Origin of the sequence: Romboutsia sp., from assembly GCF_051659545.1 — a bacterium.
Lineage (GTDB): Bacteria > Bacillota > Clostridia > Peptostreptococcales > Peptostreptococcaceae > JBOFOR01.
Genome location: NZ_JBOFOR010000277.1, coordinates 1 through 16332 on the forward strand (window position 1 = coordinate 1; position 16332 = coordinate 16332).

General features: G+C 30.2%; 18 protein-coding genes and 1 pseudogene. 4 read left to right on the top strand and 15 right to left on the bottom strand.

The window, feature by feature from the left end; genetic code table 11:
* On the top strand, nt 1–778 hold a 778-nt coding region (locus tag ACRC03_RS16590; RefSeq protein WP_438653711.1), incomplete at its 5' end, for a hypothetical protein.
* 104 nt (nt 779–882) lie between these two features.
* On the opposite strand, the gene ACRC03_RS16595 is transcribed toward ACRC03_RS16590, so the two are convergent.
* From ACRC03_RS16595 to ACRC03_RS16650, 12 genes are all read right to left on the bottom strand, one after another.
* Nucleotides 883–1533 (bottom strand): SGNH/GDSL hydrolase family protein, encoded by a 651-nt coding sequence (locus ACRC03_RS16595; RefSeq protein ID WP_438653712.1) that lies wholly within the window; start codon nt 1531–1533, stop codon nt 883–885.
* Entirely contained in the window at nt 1524–2438 is a 915-nt protein-coding gene (locus ACRC03_RS16600; protein WP_438653713.1) for a dihydrodipicolinate synthase family protein, read from the bottom strand. Before ACRC03_RS16600 ends, ACRC03_RS16595 begins: the two co-directional genes overlap by 10 nt.
* Before the next feature lies 1 nt (nt 2439).
* Entirely contained in the window at nt 2440–3351 is a 912-nt protein-coding gene (locus ACRC03_RS16605) for an ROK family protein (RefSeq protein WP_438653714.1), read from the bottom strand.
* Nucleotide 3352: 1 nt separating this feature from the next.
* Nucleotides 3353–4054 (bottom strand): N-acetylmannosamine-6-phosphate 2-epimerase, encoded by a 702-nt coding sequence (locus tag ACRC03_RS16610; protein WP_438653715.1) that lies wholly within the window; start codon nt 4052–4054, stop codon nt 3353–3355.
* On the bottom strand, nt 4047–5069 hold the full coding sequence (locus ACRC03_RS16615; protein WP_438653716.1) for an ABC transporter ATP-binding protein: 1023 nt from the start codon (nt 5067–5069) through the stop codon (nt 4047–4049). Before ACRC03_RS16615 ends, ACRC03_RS16610 begins: the two co-directional genes overlap by 8 nt.
* Nucleotides 5062–6069, bottom strand: coding sequence for an ABC transporter ATP-binding protein (locus tag ACRC03_RS16620; protein ID WP_438653717.1), 1008 nt, complete (start codon nt 6067–6069; stop codon nt 5062–5064). Before ACRC03_RS16620 ends, ACRC03_RS16615 begins: the two co-directional genes overlap by 8 nt.
* Before the next feature lie 11 nt (nt 6070–6080).
* Nucleotides 6081–7004, bottom strand: coding sequence for an ABC transporter permease (locus tag ACRC03_RS16625; protein WP_438653718.1), 924 nt, complete (start codon nt 7002–7004; stop codon nt 6081–6083).
* 12 nt (nt 7005–7016) lie between these two features.
* Complete coding sequence (locus ACRC03_RS16630) at nt 7017–7979, bottom strand: ABC transporter permease (protein WP_438653719.1); 963 nt, start codon at nt 7977–7979, stop codon at nt 7017–7019.
* 133 nt (nt 7980–8112) lie between these two features.
* A complete protein-coding gene (locus ACRC03_RS16635) occupies nt 8113–9777 on the bottom strand; it encodes an ABC transporter substrate-binding protein (protein WP_438653720.1) in 1665 nt (554 codons plus the stop codon).
* Between the two features lie 104 nt (nt 9778–9881).
* Nucleotides 9882–10706, bottom strand: a complete 825-nt coding sequence (locus tag ACRC03_RS16640; RefSeq protein ID WP_438653721.1) for a MurR/RpiR family transcriptional regulator — start codon at nt 10704–10706, stop codon at nt 9882–9884.
* A gap of 378 nt (nt 10707–11084) precedes the next feature.
* Nucleotides 11085–11279: a YhcH/YjgK/YiaL family protein gene (locus ACRC03_RS16645; protein WP_438653728.1), complete on the bottom strand. Its 195-nt coding sequence runs from the start codon at nt 11277–11279 to the stop codon at nt 11085–11087.
* Nucleotides 11280–11284: 5 nt separating this feature from the next.
* Complete coding sequence (locus ACRC03_RS16650; RefSeq protein WP_438653722.1) at nt 11285–11401, bottom strand: YhcH/YjgK/YiaL family protein; 117 nt, start codon at nt 11399–11401, stop codon at nt 11285–11287.
* A 162-nt stretch (nt 11402–11563) separates the two neighbouring features.
* Here ACRC03_RS16650 and ACRC03_RS16655 point away from each other — a divergent pair, with 162 nt between their 5' ends.
* Entirely contained in the window at nt 11564–12316 is a 753-nt protein-coding gene (locus ACRC03_RS16655; protein WP_438653723.1) for an ABC transporter ATP-binding protein, read from the top strand.
* On the top strand, nt 12303–13106 hold the full coding sequence (locus ACRC03_RS16660; protein WP_438653724.1) for an ABC transporter permease: 804 nt from the start codon (nt 12303–12305) through the stop codon (nt 13104–13106). Before ACRC03_RS16655 ends, ACRC03_RS16660 begins: the two co-directional genes overlap by 14 nt.
* A 91-nt stretch (nt 13107–13197) precedes the next feature.
* On the opposite strand, the gene ACRC03_RS16665 is transcribed toward ACRC03_RS16660, so the two are convergent.
* The gene (locus ACRC03_RS16665; protein ID WP_438653725.1) at nt 13198–13899 is read right to left on the bottom strand and encodes a hydrolase; all 702 of its coding nucleotides are present in this window, start codon (nt 13897–13899) and stop codon (nt 13198–13200) included.
* Nucleotides 13900–14072: 173 nt separating this feature from the next.
* Nucleotides 14073–14627, bottom strand: coding sequence for a 3-hydroxyacyl-CoA dehydrogenase family protein (locus ACRC03_RS16670; RefSeq protein ID WP_438653726.1), 555 nt, complete (start codon nt 14625–14627; stop codon nt 14073–14075).
* Between the two features lie 156 nt (nt 14628–14783).
* On the opposite strand from ACRC03_RS16670, the gene ACRC03_RS16675 reads away from it, so the two are divergent.
* The gene (locus ACRC03_RS16675) at nt 14784–15821 is read left to right on the top strand and encodes an ABC transporter substrate-binding protein (protein ID WP_438653727.1); all 1038 of its coding nucleotides are present in this window, start codon (nt 14784–14786) and stop codon (nt 15819–15821) included.
* Nucleotides 15822–15877: 56 nt separating this feature from the next.
* On the opposite strand, the pseudogene ACRC03_RS16680 reads toward ACRC03_RS16675, so the two are convergent.
* Nucleotides 15878–16332: pseudogene (locus tag ACRC03_RS16680) on the bottom strand (serine hydroxymethyltransferase); the annotation flags it as partial.

Sequence of the window (16332 nt, forward strand, 5' to 3'; positions counted from 1 at the left end):
ATTTAAAGCAACCTCGAGGGTGTTCTTACCTCTTTATATTACTTTATTAGTAGTTGCACTTATAAATGGATTATCTGTAAATGCAGATATGTTTAAGATACAAGGTTTAATTGCTATGATATTTGGGGCCTTAATTATATCTCTATTTGTAATAACTATAGTAGTAATAGTACAACGTTTTAGCAAAAATTTATTAGGTGATGAAGGTTACTTGATGTTTACTCTTCCTGTAAGCAATGGTTCTATATTAGTTTCTAAGTATTTAGCAGCCTTATTATGGACTGTATTAAGCGGTTTTGTAGCTTTTGTGGCATTTTGCTTAATAATTTTTATACCTTTTTTCCTTGAAGGTGGGTTTGACTTTGCTACTTGGTTTGATGCTGTAGGGGAGTTATTTAGATTGGTTCCTGTAGGAATTTATTTACCAAGTGTTTTAAATGTGGTATTACTTATGTTTTTAACTTACTCTATATTTATATTTACTGTGTACTTATCTTTATCAATGGGACAGTTACCAGTATTTAGTAAGCATAGAAACTTAGCTTCTTTTATTAGTTTCATTGGTATAAATGTAGTGTTTTCTTTTATAGAAAATTTCTTTGCTATGATGTATTTTAGCAATCGTACTCAGCAAATTTTGGAATCTGATCTTATAACTGGAATTACTACTTTGATTAATGATGGAATGTTAGTTAGTACATTATTCAATCTTGTATTATTAATAGGGTTGTTCTTTGGAACTAAGTTTATCTTAGATAAAAAATTGAATTTAGAATAAATTTTAGGACTATAGATAAGTTTGTTTTTAGCAAACCTATCTACAGTCCTATTCTATTTAAAACTCAACCAAGTTGACAAATTGAAATAAACGTAGTTGGTTTTTTATTTAATAGTTTTAATTACTTCCGAAAGCTTCTTAGCTAATACTTCATGACTTTCTTTTGAAAGATGCATATAATCATAATCACTACAAATTGCATAAGGTGAAGGATCAAAATAATGACATCCTAGTGTTTTAGAAGATTTTTCATAAAGTGAAGCAAGTTTATAAGATTTTTCAGAGCATCCTCTTCCCATCGTATGGAAACACTCTACACTCTTTATTTCTTCTCTTATAGGTAGTGGTGGTACAACTAAAATGTTTGGCTTGTTATTTATAAATGCAACTTCACAACTTTGAACTTTTTTTATTAATCTTTCTAATCCTAAAGCTATAGCTTCTGCACTAGCTCCAAAGCGTTCCTTGGTATCATTTGTTCCCAGCATAATAATTAGTAAATCTACAGGCTCATGAGTCATAAGACAAGGTACTATATAATCAAGACCACTTAGACCTTCAAATAATGGATCATTAAAAACAGTAGTTCTTCCACTTAATCCTTCTTCTATAACATAGTACTCATTTCCAAGTATGTTTTGTAAAATACCTGTCCATCTTTCATTTTTACTATATCTTCCACCATTTTCAGGATTATAACCATGTGTATTTGAATCTCCAAAGCACACTATATTCACTAAATCACCTACCAACATTTAGTTTCTTCTATAGTATTCTTAATATCTTTATGCAATTGTACTAATTTATCATCTTCACTACTTACAGGTAAGAATGGTAATCTTGGAATACCTATATCTAAACCATCTAATTTTATTAATGACTTAACACATCCGTATAATGAGCCAAAGCTACACATTCTATAAACATAATCTAACATTATCGCTTGTAATTTTTTAGCTTTGTCGTATTCATTTCTTCTTATTAAATCTTCTAATTTTAAGTATAATTCTGGCATACCTGCATAAGTTCCACCTATACCTGCATCAGCACCCATCATTCTACCTGCTAAATACTGCTCATCTGGACCATTGAATACTAGGAAGTCATCTCCTCCAATAGCTTTGTATCTTCCTATATCATGTGCTGGGTCTGAAGAACATTTAACACCTTTTACTTTTTCATTTTCACACATTTTTCTAAGCAATCCATCTGATAAATTGAATCCTGTTAATTGAGGTATATTGTATATAAAGAATGGTAGATCACTCGCTTTAGTTATTTCGCTCCAATGAGTATATACACTTTCTTCTCCTAATCTGTAATAAACACTTGGTACTGCTGATGTAGCATGAGCACCACATTCTCCTGCATGTTTTGCTAATTCGCATGAATGTTTTGTACTAGCACATCCAACATGAACTATTATTGTCATTTTATCTTTTACTTCTTCACAAACAGCTTCTACTACGCTTTTTCTTTCTTCATTATCAAGTAAGAAGCCTTCTCCTGTACTTCCACATACGTATAAACTTTTTATCCCTTTATTATATAGATAGTTTACTAACTCTCTAGTTTTTTCTAAATCTACTTCTCCGCTTTCTTTAAATGGTGTATTAAGTGCTACTGTAATGTTTTTGAATTTTTCCATATTATAATTCATCTTATTTCTCCCCTTTTATATGATAGTATAGTGCTCCTACTAATCCTGCATCGTTTTTTAACTTGGCTGCTTCTATTTCTAAATTTTTAACAAAGTTTTCCATGCCATTTTCTTTAACTAATGCTTCTACTTTATTAACAAATAATTCTTTTTGTTCACTTACAGCTCCACCTATTATTACTATTTCTGGATTGAATATATGTACTAAAGAAATTATTCCATGTGCAACATCTTCTATCCATTCATCTACTATATTTTTCATACTTTCATTTATGTTAATTTGTTCAAAAATTTCTTTCCCATTTATATTTTCTATATTCAGTTCTTCTTTTACTCTTTTGATTAATGCGGTCATAGAAGCATATCGTTCATAACACCCTCTATTTCCACAGCTGCATTTGATTCCTTTATTGTTTATTGAAAAATGTCCTACTTCTCCTCCAATGCCTAATGTACCATTTAATACTTTAGAGTTAGTTACTATTCCACCACCTACTCCTGTGCCTATAGTAACCATAACTACATTCTTATAGTTTTTAGCATTGCCTAAAAAAACTTCTCCAAGTACTGCACTGTTAGCGTCATTTATAACTGTGGTTCTTACATTGTATTTCTTTTCGAATTCTTCTTTAAATTTTGAACCTTGGTAATTTTTTATATTTCCACCAGTTCCAACTACCATGCCTTTTTTTACATCGATTTGACCAGTAGCTGATATAGCTATTCCCTCTAGTTTATCTATTTTATTTTCAAGTAAAAATATTTCACTTTTTTCTATTGCTGTATTTAATATTGGTGTATTGTAGTTATCAAAGTTAACAGGATAATTACTGCTTGCTATTATATTTCCAGCTTCATCTAGTATTGCAATTTTCAAGGCTGTTCCACCTATATCAAGTCCAAGATAATTCATATTACGCTTCTCCTTTAGCTGCACTTATAAATCTTTGGGCTATTTCTAAAGGTCTAGTAATTGCTCCTCCAACCACTACAGAGTAAGCTCCTGCATCTAACATTTCTTTTACTTGATGTGGATAGTGTATTCTACCTTCAGCTATTATTGGAATATCTATTTCTTTTACTAGCATTTTAACTAATTCTAAGTTAGTTACGTTTGCTTTTATGCTTTGTTCTGTGTATCCATTCATAGTAGTTCCTATTAAATCGACTCCACACTTATTGGCATTTATGCCTTCTTCATAAGTTGATATATCTGCCATTAAAATTATATTTGGGTATTTTGCTTTAATCTTTTTTATAAAATCATTGATAGACTCTTCATTTGGTCTTTTTAAAAAAGTACAATCTAATGCTATAACATCACTACCCGCTTCTACTAATTCATCTACTTCCTTCATAGTTGGTGTTATATATACATCAGAATCATCATAGTGCTTTTTTATTAGTCCTATTACAGGAAGGCCTGTTTCCTTTTTTATAGCGATTACATCGCTTATTCCATTTGTTCTAATAGCGGGACTACCAGCTATTTTTGCTGCTCTTGCCATTAAGTACATTATTGATTTTTCTTCCACATATAATGGTTCATTTGGAAGTGCTTGACAAGATATTATTACGCTATCTTTTATTGATTCTAATATTTCTTCTCTATCCATTAACTACACCTTCTTCCATTTCTATTGATGCTAGATGACATGCAACAAGATGATTTCTTCCATCTATTGTATATGATTTCATTTCTGGAACTTCTTTTTTACATATTTCCATGCAATTTTTACATCTTGGGTGGAAGAAACAGCCACTTGGTGGATTCATAGGACTAGGTACATCTCCTTCTAGAACTATTCTTTCTTTCTTATAATTTATATCTGCTACTGGTATAGCTGAAAGTAATGCTTTTGTATATGGATGTAAAGTGTTTTTATATAAAGACTTCGCATCAGCGAGTTCTACTATTTTTCCTAAATACATTACTGCTATTCTATCACTTATATATTCCACTACACTTAAGTCATGTGTTATAAAAATATAAGTTAATTTATGCTTTTCTTTTAATTCTTTTAATAAGTTTAGTACTTGTGCTTGTATTGACACGTCAAGGGCTGATACTGCTTCATCACAGATTACAAGTTCTGGATTTATTGATAATGCTCTTGCAATCCCTATTCTTTGACGTTGTCCACCTGAGAATTCATGAGGGTATCTGTCCATATATTCTCTTCTCATGTTTACAGCTTCTAGTAAATCTCCTATTATTTTTCTTCTTTCTTCTTTTGACTTTATACCAAATTTTTTAAGTGGGTCTGATAATGATTGATATATTGTAAATGATGGATTTAGTGAAGAATGTGGGTCTTGGAATACTATTTGAATTTTTTTTCTTGCTAAATCCATTTCATCTTTCTTTAGTTTAATTAAATCTTTAGCTCCATCTTCAAAGCTGTAAATTATTTCTCCATCAGTTGCTTTATAAAGTTGAAGTATGGTTTTTCCTAGTGTAGTTTTTCCACAACCACTTTCTCCAACAAGACCTAAAGTTTCACCTTTATATATTTCTAAACTAACATCATTAACTGCTTTAACATAAGATTTATTTTTAGAAAATATTCCATTATTTACAGGAAAGTAATTTTTTACTCCATTTAATTTAAGTAAAACCTCTTTATCCATTTAAAGCCACCTCCTTGCATTTTATACATCTAACCATGTGAGTACCTTCGTTTAAATAAACTTCCTCTGGCATTTGTTCATCACACTCTTTTGAATAATAATCACATCTTGGACCAAACTGACATCCTGGTGGTCTATCAAATGGATCTGGTGTTGCACCTTTTATTGGATTAATATCCTGGTCAGCTCCTTTGCCTAATACAGGTATAGATTTTAGTAATGCTCTTGTATATGGATGGCTTGGTGATTCTAGTACTTCTTTTGCACTTCCACTTTCTATAATATTACCCATATACATCACTGCAACATCATCTGCTAATTCACAAACAACTCCCATGTCGTGTGTTATAAGCATTATTGCTGTGTTATATTCTCTTTTTAATTTATCCATTAATTCAAATATCTGAGCTTGTATAGTAACATCAAGTGCAGTTGTGGGCTCATCTGCTATTAATACCTTTGGATTACAACTCATAGCCATTGCTATCATTGCTCTTTGTCTCATACCACCTGAAAACTCATGAGGATATTGGTCTATTCTTTTTTCAGCAAGAGGTATACCCATATCTTTTAATAACTTTAAAGCTCTTTCTTTAGCTTCTTTTTTAGATATATTTTCATGACTCCTAATCATTTCTATTATTTGCCAACCTATTGTGTATACAGGATTAAGTGCAGTCATTGGATCTTGAAATATCATTGCTATATCTTTTCCTCTAAGAGCTCTCATTTCTTTAGAATTTTTTTCTAGTTTATGTATTTCAATGTCCTTTCCATTTTCACCGTGATAAATTATCTCCCCTTCCTCTATCCTTGAAAACTTAGGAAGAAGTTGCATTATTGAGGATGCTGTAACACTTTTACCACAACCTGATTCTCCAACTATACAAAGAGTTTTTCCTCTTTTGATTTCCATTGATACACCATTTAAAGCTTTGTTACATCTATTGTTAGCATAAAAATATGTTTTTAAGTTGTTTACTGTAATAATCTTATCCATGACTTTTCCCCCTATTCAACACTTGTTGGATCTGTAGAATCTCTAAGCCCATCTCCTACAAAGTTAATACTCATAACAAATAAAGATATAATGATACCAACTGGTAACCACATCCACCAATTATTTTGAAGAGTAAATAAATCTTGAGATGCATTTAAAATATTTCCCCATGTAGCTATTTCTAGAGGTACACCAAGACCTAAAAAGCTAAGTGCTGCTTCTTCTAGAATGAACATTGCTGTACTTAATGTAATGTTTACTGATATAGGACCTATTATATTCGGTAACATATGCTTATAGCATATTACAAAATCATTTAATCCAAATACTTTAAGTGATTGTACATACTCTTCTTCTCTTATAGACAGGATTTGTGATCTAGCCATTCTAAATACACTACCCCATCCACAGATGATAAAGATTACTATAATATTTATTGGACTTTGCCCTATTATTGAAACTAACATTAATACTAATATTAATTGAGGGAATGACATGAATATTTCAGATATTCTAACTAAAATCCTATCTAATAGTCCTCCCTTGTAACCACTATAACATCCAAGTAGAACTCCAATTATAGCACATCCTATCGCACTACCAAATCCTATTGCTATAGACAATCTACCACCATATAAAATTCTAGTAAATATATCTCTACCTATTTTATCTGTACCTAATATATGTTCACTTGATGGTGCTTTTAATATGTTTCTCATATCAACCTGTAGCGGATCATATTTAGTCAAAACTGGTGCAAAGATACATGATAATAATATAAGTAAAAATATTGCAATCCCTGCTACCGTAAGTTTATTTGATAATAGTTTACTAACTACTCTACTTTTAGATTTTTTAAAGGTTTTATCTTCTTCTCTTTCCTTAATCTTATCAAATTTATTATTCAACCTATCTTTAGCTGATAATCCAATCATTATATTCCCTCCCTATTTTTCAAGCTTTACTCTAGGGTCTAGAATAGCTGTAAATATATCTACTAAAGTAGAAGCTATTAAAACCATAGTTACAAACATTAGTGCAACAACCATTACTAAGTTATAATTTGCAGCTCTTATAGCTGTATTAAATACATTTCCAACTCCAGGCCACTGGAATATTGATTCTATAACTACAGAACCTGCAATTAAAGTTGGTAATCTAAATCCTATAAGTACTATTACAGGTGTTAATGATACTCTAAAGCCATGTACTAAGTTAACTCTCCACTCTGGTATTCCTTTACTTCTTGCTGTTTTAATATATTCTTTATTCATAGTATTTAACATACTAGTTCTTGCATATCTCATTACCCCTGCTGTTAGTGATAATCCAAGTACTGCAGCAGGTAAGATTAAATATTCTATTCTATCCATAAAACCTACAAGGCCTGGTGCAGTTCTTCCACCTGCAGGTAACCATTTTAGATTTAGAGCAAATATTAGTATAGTTACCATCCCAAAGAAGAATTGTGGTATTGATACTCCTACCATCCCTGCAACTGTTAGAATATTGTCGCCTATAGTTCCTTTTTTTATGGCTCCTATAACTCCTAATATACTTCCTAATACTGTAGAAATTAATAAGGCTGCTGCTGATAATTCTAAAGTTGCTGGTAAAGTATCTTTTATAATATCAATAACTGCTACACCACTACTTGCGCTATACCCAAAATTACCTTGTAGTATTTGCCATAGCCATTTAAAGTATCTAACAACAAACCCATCATTTAGTCCATAAGCATCTTTTAAAGCTGCTAGTTGTTCTGGCGATAATCTTGCTAACGATTCTGGGTCCATTAAGTGTGATACAGTATCCCCAGGAGTTAAGTCTAATAAAAAATAAATAATAAAAGTTATAATAATTAACATAGGTATCATACCAAGTATTTTTTTCAATGTATATTTAAACATTTTTTGCCTCCTTATAAATAATGGGGTTGTATAAACCTGTATTATACAACCCCATTGTAGAAATTAAGAATTCCTATTTTTTAATACTTTAAGTAATATATATATGATAAGGTTTGCCTGAGCATTATAAAAATTATTCAGCTAAAGTCCACTTGTGTATATCCCACTTATAGTTGAATTGTGGGTTACCAAGTTTTTCTGGCATACCTTTTATCTTATCACTTTTCATAACAAATATTGGTTGATAGTATAAAGGTAAAACAAATAACTCTTCATTTTCATATTTTTGTAATTCATTAAATGCTTTTTTAGTTTCATTTGGATCTAGAGTTGCATTAGTTTGTTCAATTAACTTATCTAACTCTGGTTTTCCTGGTGTATGAGAGTTTAATGCAGCGCCAGTTTGGTATCTGTCATAGTATTCATGCATAGAAAGTGCAGCAGTTGCTCCATATATTAAATCAAAATCTATTGCAGATGGACCATTTACTGGATTTTCTGGTAATGACCATAATAATGTAGCTAAGTCACCTTCTACTAATTTGAATTCCATTTTTATTCCAACTTGAGATAAGTAGTTTTGTATTATAGACATTAAATCTACAGTTTGTTGGTCATTGTAGTAATAACCTACTTTTAATACAGTATTTGGATCCCAATTAGCTTCTTTTAATAATTGTTTAGCTTTTTCTTGATTAAAATCATAATTATTTAATCCATCTACTTTATCAGGACCATTTGGAGTTAAACTGTTTGCAGGAATTGCAGCTCCTTCAAATATACCATCAAGTATTGAATTCATATCTAATGCGTACTTTATAGCTTGACGAACTTTCTTGTCTGCTAGCGGAGATGGAGAACCATCTTTTTTATTAAACTTGTTAGCAAAGAATAATCTTGTATATCTTACATCTACTTTATCAATTTTTGTTCCTTCATTGTTTTCAAGGGCTTTAACATCAGCTATATTTTTAGTATATGTATAATCTAAAAGTCCAGCTTTTGCATTTGTAACTAAGTTTGGATCACTATCACCAGGACTTGGGTTTAAGTGCATATTATATGCTGGCTTTCCATCCCAGTACTTATCAAATCCAGCTAAAGTTGTGTAATTACCCATTTTAACTTCTTCAACTTTGAATGGTCCAGAACCTATTGGATTTCTGAAGAATTCAGCTTGTTGGAATTTAACTGGGTCTACATCTTTAAGATGTTTTTGTGGAAGTGGAGCAAATTGAGTGAAAGTAAGTAATGCATCTGGTGCAAATTTAGCAAACTTTATTTCAATGTTGTTTCCATCAATTACTATACCTGATATTTCAGTTGCTTTTCCATCTAAGTAATCTTGTGCTCCTTCAATAGCTTTAAATGTATTTCCAAAAACATTGTTTAAAATTGTTGTCTTTAAACTATATTCCATACTCCATTTTATATCTTGAGCTGTTACTGGTTCACCATCATGCCATAATATATTGTCTCTTAATACAAACTTTAAGTTCATTCCATCTTCTGACATTTCATAAGATTTTGCTAATTGTCCTTCCCCTAGAATTGGTTCTAAGTTCTCATCTGCAAATATTAATCTGTCATATAAAACCTTGTTATATACAAAAGTTCCTGGGTTTAACCAAGGTGTTTCAAAGAATTCTTCTGGACCACCATTTGAGTAAAGTGTGTTTGCTGCTGATTTTTGACTACTTGGTTTTTCACCTTCTGGTTTTTCTGATGTGCTAGAACATCCTACTAGGTTTAATGTCAACATAGAAGTTACGAACAAGCTTAGTAACTTTTTTTTCATAATATCATTCCCCTCTTTGTTTAGTTGTAATAAAATATAAATTTCTTATCATATAAGTACTTAAAGCTATTTTATAAGGTATATTACCTAATAAATCAATTCGATTACAGTAAAACGTTTTCTTTGTCTGCCTCAAAAAGAACATTTAAAGTATTCATCTTCTTTTGGTAGTAACTTTCAATATTTATGAAGTATGTATATAAAACGTCTACCATTACTAAAACTGGGAATTGTGGAGATATACAATCTCCAGCTTCAAGAGAGTTTATTGTAGGTATTAATATAACTTCATCACAAAAGCTTGATAAATGGAAAGAATTATTTGAAGTTATCATTACAATTTTAGCTCCATTCGCTTTTGCTATACCTAACCCTTGAAGTATTTCTTTTGTTTTGCCACTTAGAGATATTGCTATAATTACTGTGTTTTCATCTGCTAATGATGCTAACATTTTTATTCTATGAGAATCATGTACTGCTTCAATATTTAAGCCTAGTCTCATAAATCTTAAATGAACCTCTTCCCCTGCTATTCCAGAACTCCCCATTCCGAAAACACATACTCTTTCAGATCCTGTTAATAAATGTGCTACTTTTTTCATTTGTTCTTTGTTAATCATCATATGGCAACTGTCTAATAAGTCTTGATATGTATTTATGACTAAATTAGAAATCTCTTCCCTGTTGTATCTACTTATATTTTTTTCATATTCAAATATAAATTCTCTAAACCCCTTATACCCACACTTTTTAGCAAATCTGGATAATGATGCTTCTGAAACAAATAATTTGTCTGAGACTATTTTTGATGAAAGTTTTTGTTCTTCTCTATTATTTATGAAAAAATATGCTATAGTCTTTTCTACATTAGTTAAGCTATCATATCTTGACTTTAAGTTTTTTAAAACAGTATTATCAGAGTACTGCATACTATCTATTCTCCTTTTGATTAGTAGTCAAGGTATTTTATTTTTTGCCTCTTTATACCTTAATTGTATATATGTAATTATCATAACGCAACAACTTTGAAAGTTTTTGAAAGAGATTTTAATATTTTTGCTATTTTCGTATTGATTCTAGTGATTTTTCTTATTTTACTTGAATGAATGTGAAATTACTTTCATTCTCTTTTAAATTTTATTATATTTTCCTTTAACTTTTAAAATATTGAAAGTACTTTTATTTTATACTTAATAAAAATATATATTAGAACAAAGATTTAATAGTATTATTGATAATAATAAAAAGATGCTATATTTCTATTAATAGCATCTTTTCTATGGTATCTTTTTGTTTTTGTTACAACTTTACTTTATCTTAATTTTGAAGATAGCCTTTTTTATAGTTTCTTTTTTATCCACTTTTATACCCGTCATATGAGCATCTTCTGGATAACAAACTAAAAAATCCCCTTTATTTAGTTCAACATGACTATTTAGATTACCCTCAAGTGAAAGAAAATTGCTAGAATCATCATATTCTTTTTGGCCTAAGTTTTCAATAAAATTTAAATCATTCTTTCACACCCTTTAAGAACTAAATGTAAATCTAAATATTTCTTATGAGATTCCCAAAAACGTTCTTCTTTATTACAAGTTTCATATTCAACAATAAGTATTTTCATTATAGTTTACTTCGCAAAATATAATATAAAATCCGTGTGAAAAATATCCACCTAAATAATATTATTTTTGTTTTCTTATATCTTATGCATCGAATTTTGGTACAAAATCCCACTATGACTAATACTATATACCAAGAGTAAAATCCACAGGGGGTAATCATCATGGAAAAAATTCTTGAGGTAAAAAATCTATACAAAAACTTCTACACCAAATATGGAGAAATACAAGTCTTAGAAAACATCAACTTCTCCCTTTATCCACACCAAATAATAACCCTTCTTGGTCCATCTGGAAGTGGCAAATCAACTATCCTAAATATTCTTACTTCCCTACTAAAACCAACCACTGGGGAAGTAATAACTAATGGAAAAATAGGATATATGTTTCAAAAAGACCATTTACTTGAATGGAGAAATATTCTTGATAATGTAACTTTAGGACTAGAAATTCAAAGAAACAAATTTCCGGAAGCAGTAGAAAGAGTGGAAAGATTATTAAAAACTTACGGATTATGGGAATACAGAAATATGTATCCTAAAGAGCTTTCTGGTGGAATGAGACAAAGGGTGTCTTTAATACGTACACTAGCTGTTAATCCTGATATTTTGCTTTTAGATGAGCCCTTTTCAGCTTTAGATTATCAAACTAGATTAATCGTTAGTGATGATGTATATAAAATTATTAAAAATGAGGGGAAATCTGCTATATTAGTTACCCATGATATTAGTGAAGCCATCGCACTTAGTGATGTAGTCCTTGTTATGAGTAAAAGACCCGCAACAGTTAAAAGTGTTCATAGTATAGATTTAAGAAAAAATAAAGATTTAACTCCGCTTCAAACTAGAAAGGTACCAGAATTCCAAAGCTACTTTGACATCTTATGGAAGGAGCTCGATTCCAATGAGATTAAGTAAATCATCCCAAGACTATATTGAGTATTTAAAAAATATTAAGAAGGAAAAAAGAAAAATTCTAATATTTCAAGTTCTACTACTTATGGGCTTTTTAGTATTTTGGGAGTTATTAGCTTCATATGGTGTTATTCAAACATTCTTGTTTAGCAAGCCTTCTGATATATACAGATTATTCATAGACTATTTACAAAATGGAGAGCTTTTACGACATGTAGGTATTTCAGTATATGAAACTATTTTAGGTCTTATTATAGGTACTAGTTTAGGTATAATTATCGCCATAATACTTTGGTGGTTTCCTAGATTATCTAAAGTTATGGACCCATTTTTAGTAGTTCTAAATGCTCTTCCTAAAACTGCTCTTGCACCTATTATTATAGTATGGGCTGGGGCTGGTATTAGAGGAATTGTTGTAACTGCTGTTATAATATCCATAGTAGTTACTATACTTTCTGCTTACAATTATTTTATAAATATAGATGAAGATAAAATCAAGATGCTCAAGAGCTTCGGTGCTACCAAAGGACAAATCTTATTTAAACTTATTCTTCCTTCTAATGTAGGAAATCTTATTAATATTACTAAGATAAATATTGGTATGGCTTGGGTAGGTGTAATTGTTGGAGAGTTTTTAGTTTCAAGATATGGCATAGGTTATTTAATAGTATATGGTGGTCAAGTATTTAAATTAGATTTAGTTATGATGGGTGTATTCGTTCTTGCTTTTTGTGCCTGGATTATGTATGCTATTTTAAATATTATTGAAAAAATATATAATGCTAAAAGATAAATTAAAAATAATAAACGAGGGCTAGGTATTTCTAATTATGAAATATTTAGCCCTCGTTTCTATATTTTCTCTTTATATACTTCAATGCTTACTACAATTCATTATTATATTTTTTATCTTCAATCTCTCTATATTCTTGCATTTTATGTTTAAATAATTGTGCATTTGTCGGTGGTGTATATGTAATAGCATTTGCACCAGCCTCAATGGTTTCTAAAATTGTTTCTTCCGTTGGTCCCCCTGTAGCAATTATAGGTATAAGAGTAAATTTTTCTCTGATTTTACTAACAATCTTAGCTGTATTAGCTCCTCCACTTACGTTTATTATATCTGCACCTGCATCAATTTTACTTTGAATATCTGTTAACTCTGATACTACAGTTACAACTACAGGTATATCAATTGACTCCTTAACATACCTTATAGTTTCATCTGGAGCTGGTGAGTTAAGTACGGCTCCTATTGCCCCTTGAAATTCAGCATGTAAAGCAATATTTGCTGATCTAGTTCCATGTGTTAATCCCCCACCAACACCGCATAAAACAGGTATATCTGAAACAGCCAATATAGCTTGAGTAATTGTTGGCTGAGGTGTAAATGGATATACTGCTATTACAGCATCAGCGTTAGTATTTTTAATTATAGCAACATCCGTTGTAAAAATAAATGACTTAAGTCTCTTTCCAAAAAACCTTATCCCAGAGGCTTTAGCAACAACACTTGGAATTGATACAAAATTATTTCTCAAACTTGATGTTAACTCCGGTACATATTTGACTTTAGAGATTTCCATAGTATTCCCCCCCATATATAATTTATTGTGACACTATATATATTTAATTTAAATTATATTTAAATATAGTGCAATAATTTTTTATGGTTTATCGATAATTTTTATCATAATGAAATAAAACATCTTCTATTTCAATAATTTTCTTTGTTAAATAGAAGATGTTTTATTTTATATTATTTCATTATAACTTCCTTTATACACATTGCCTTTTTTTTTATTTGATCAGAAAAATTTTTTATTATATTATAAGTTTCTTTTGATGTAAAATTAGTATGGGTTATTTCAACAAAATCTATGTCTAATACAGGGTTAAAAAATCTCATCCCAACTAATTTCTCCGGTCTAGTAATACTTGAGGCAATTTCAGTTATTGATAAATTTGATGTATTAGTTGCAAATACAGTATCTCTCTTACATATATGGTCCAATTGTCTAAATAAATCTTTCTTAACCTTCATATTATCATCTATAGTTTCTATAATTAAATCACAATCTGCAGCTCTTTTTATATCTGTAGTTGCAGAAATTCGCTTTAAAACTTGGTCTTTATCATCTTCTTTTATTTTTCCTTTTGAAACATCTTTTTCTAAACTTGTAACAATTGACATTACACCTTTTTCAATACTCTCATTAGATTTATCTCTAATTATTACTTCATTTCCATTTGATATTAATATTTGTGCAATACCACAAGCCATTTTATCTGTTCCTATCACCATTATCTTCATAGAATACCCCCTTTAAATATGTTTTGCATAAATATATGCCTTAAGTTAAGAATAAATTACACTTTTAAAAAGTAACAAATAAGGTTAATAACTAATAATATATACTATCATCAAGTTTTATCATTTTTTTATATTAAAAGTTTGGAGGGGATTTTTTTGTTTAAGAAAGTAATTGCATTAGCTAGTTCTTTAGCTTTAAGTGTAGTTTGTCTTACAGGTTGTTCTAGCACGAATACAACTGATGAGGAAAAGAAGGAGCTAGACAAGGTGACTGTAGCTGAAGTTACTCATTCAGTTTTTTATGCACCTCAATATGTTGCTATGACCAATGGATTTTTTGAAGATGAAGGTATTAAGGTTGATATAATAAATGCACAAGGTGCGGATAAAACTATGGCTGCCTTAATATCAGGTGAAGCTCAAGTAGGACTTATGGGGCCTGAAGCTTCTATTTACGTTTATAATCATGACAATAAAAATTACGCTGTAAATTTTGCTCAATTAACTAAAAGAGATGGTAGTTTTATAATTGCTAGAGAAAAAATGGATAACTTTAAGTATTCAGACTTAAAAGGTAAAGAAATACTAGGTGGTAGAAAAGGCGGAGTACCATTAATGACTTTGGAATATGTATTAAAGCAAAATGGTCTTACTATAGCTGAAAATTCTAATACTGCTGATGTAAATGTAAGAACAGATGTTGCTTTTGCTGCTATGGCTGGAGCTTTTGCTAGTGGTGAGGGGGACTTTACTACTGCTTTTGAACCAACTGGAACTGCTATGGAAAAAGCAGGTACTGGTTACATTGTTGCATCTGTAGGTAAAGATTCTGGAGAAATTCCTTATACTGCTTATTCAACTACTAAAAACTATATGAATGATAACAAAGATTTAATTCAAAGATTTACTAATGCAGTATATAAAGGCCAACAATGGTGTAAAACTGCTTCAAGTGAAGAAATTGCAAAAGCTATGCAACCTTTCTTTAATGACTTATCTTTAGATGACTTAGTTTCCGTTGTTGATAGATATAAATCAATAGATGCTTGGTCCACTGATCCTCTATTAAAAGAAGAAAGCTTAAATTCTTTAATGAAGGTTATGAAAGAAGCTAAGGAATTAGACAAAGAACCACCTTATAAAGATATTGTTAATACTGAATTTGCAACTAATGCTATAAAAAATATTAAATAACTTAAAGGACTGTAGATAGATTTGGTAAATTAAAATCTATCTATAGTCCCTTTTTATTAGATTAACATGCCACACTCTTCTATAGACTCCATTAAATTATACTCTTCATATAAAGGATATCTATTAGTTAAGCTTATTACTAATTCTCTTGCTTTTTCAATGTTATTATCTGTTAAACATAGGTCTATTGCTTTTGCTATAACCTTCATATCATCTTCATTCATACCTCTAGTAGTAACAGCTGGTGTACCTATTCTTATACCACTTGTTACCATGGCACCATTAGGATCATTCGGTATAGCATTCTTATTAACAGTTATGTACGCTTCATCTAATCTATGTTCAGCTTCTTTACCTGTTATATTTTTATTAGTTAAATCTAATAACGCTAAATGATTATCAGTACCACCACTTAATAATCTAAATCCTCTATTCATTAGTTCTTCAGCTAAAGCCTTACTGTTTTTAACAACTTTAGTTTGATATTCTTTAAACTCATCACTTAAAGCTT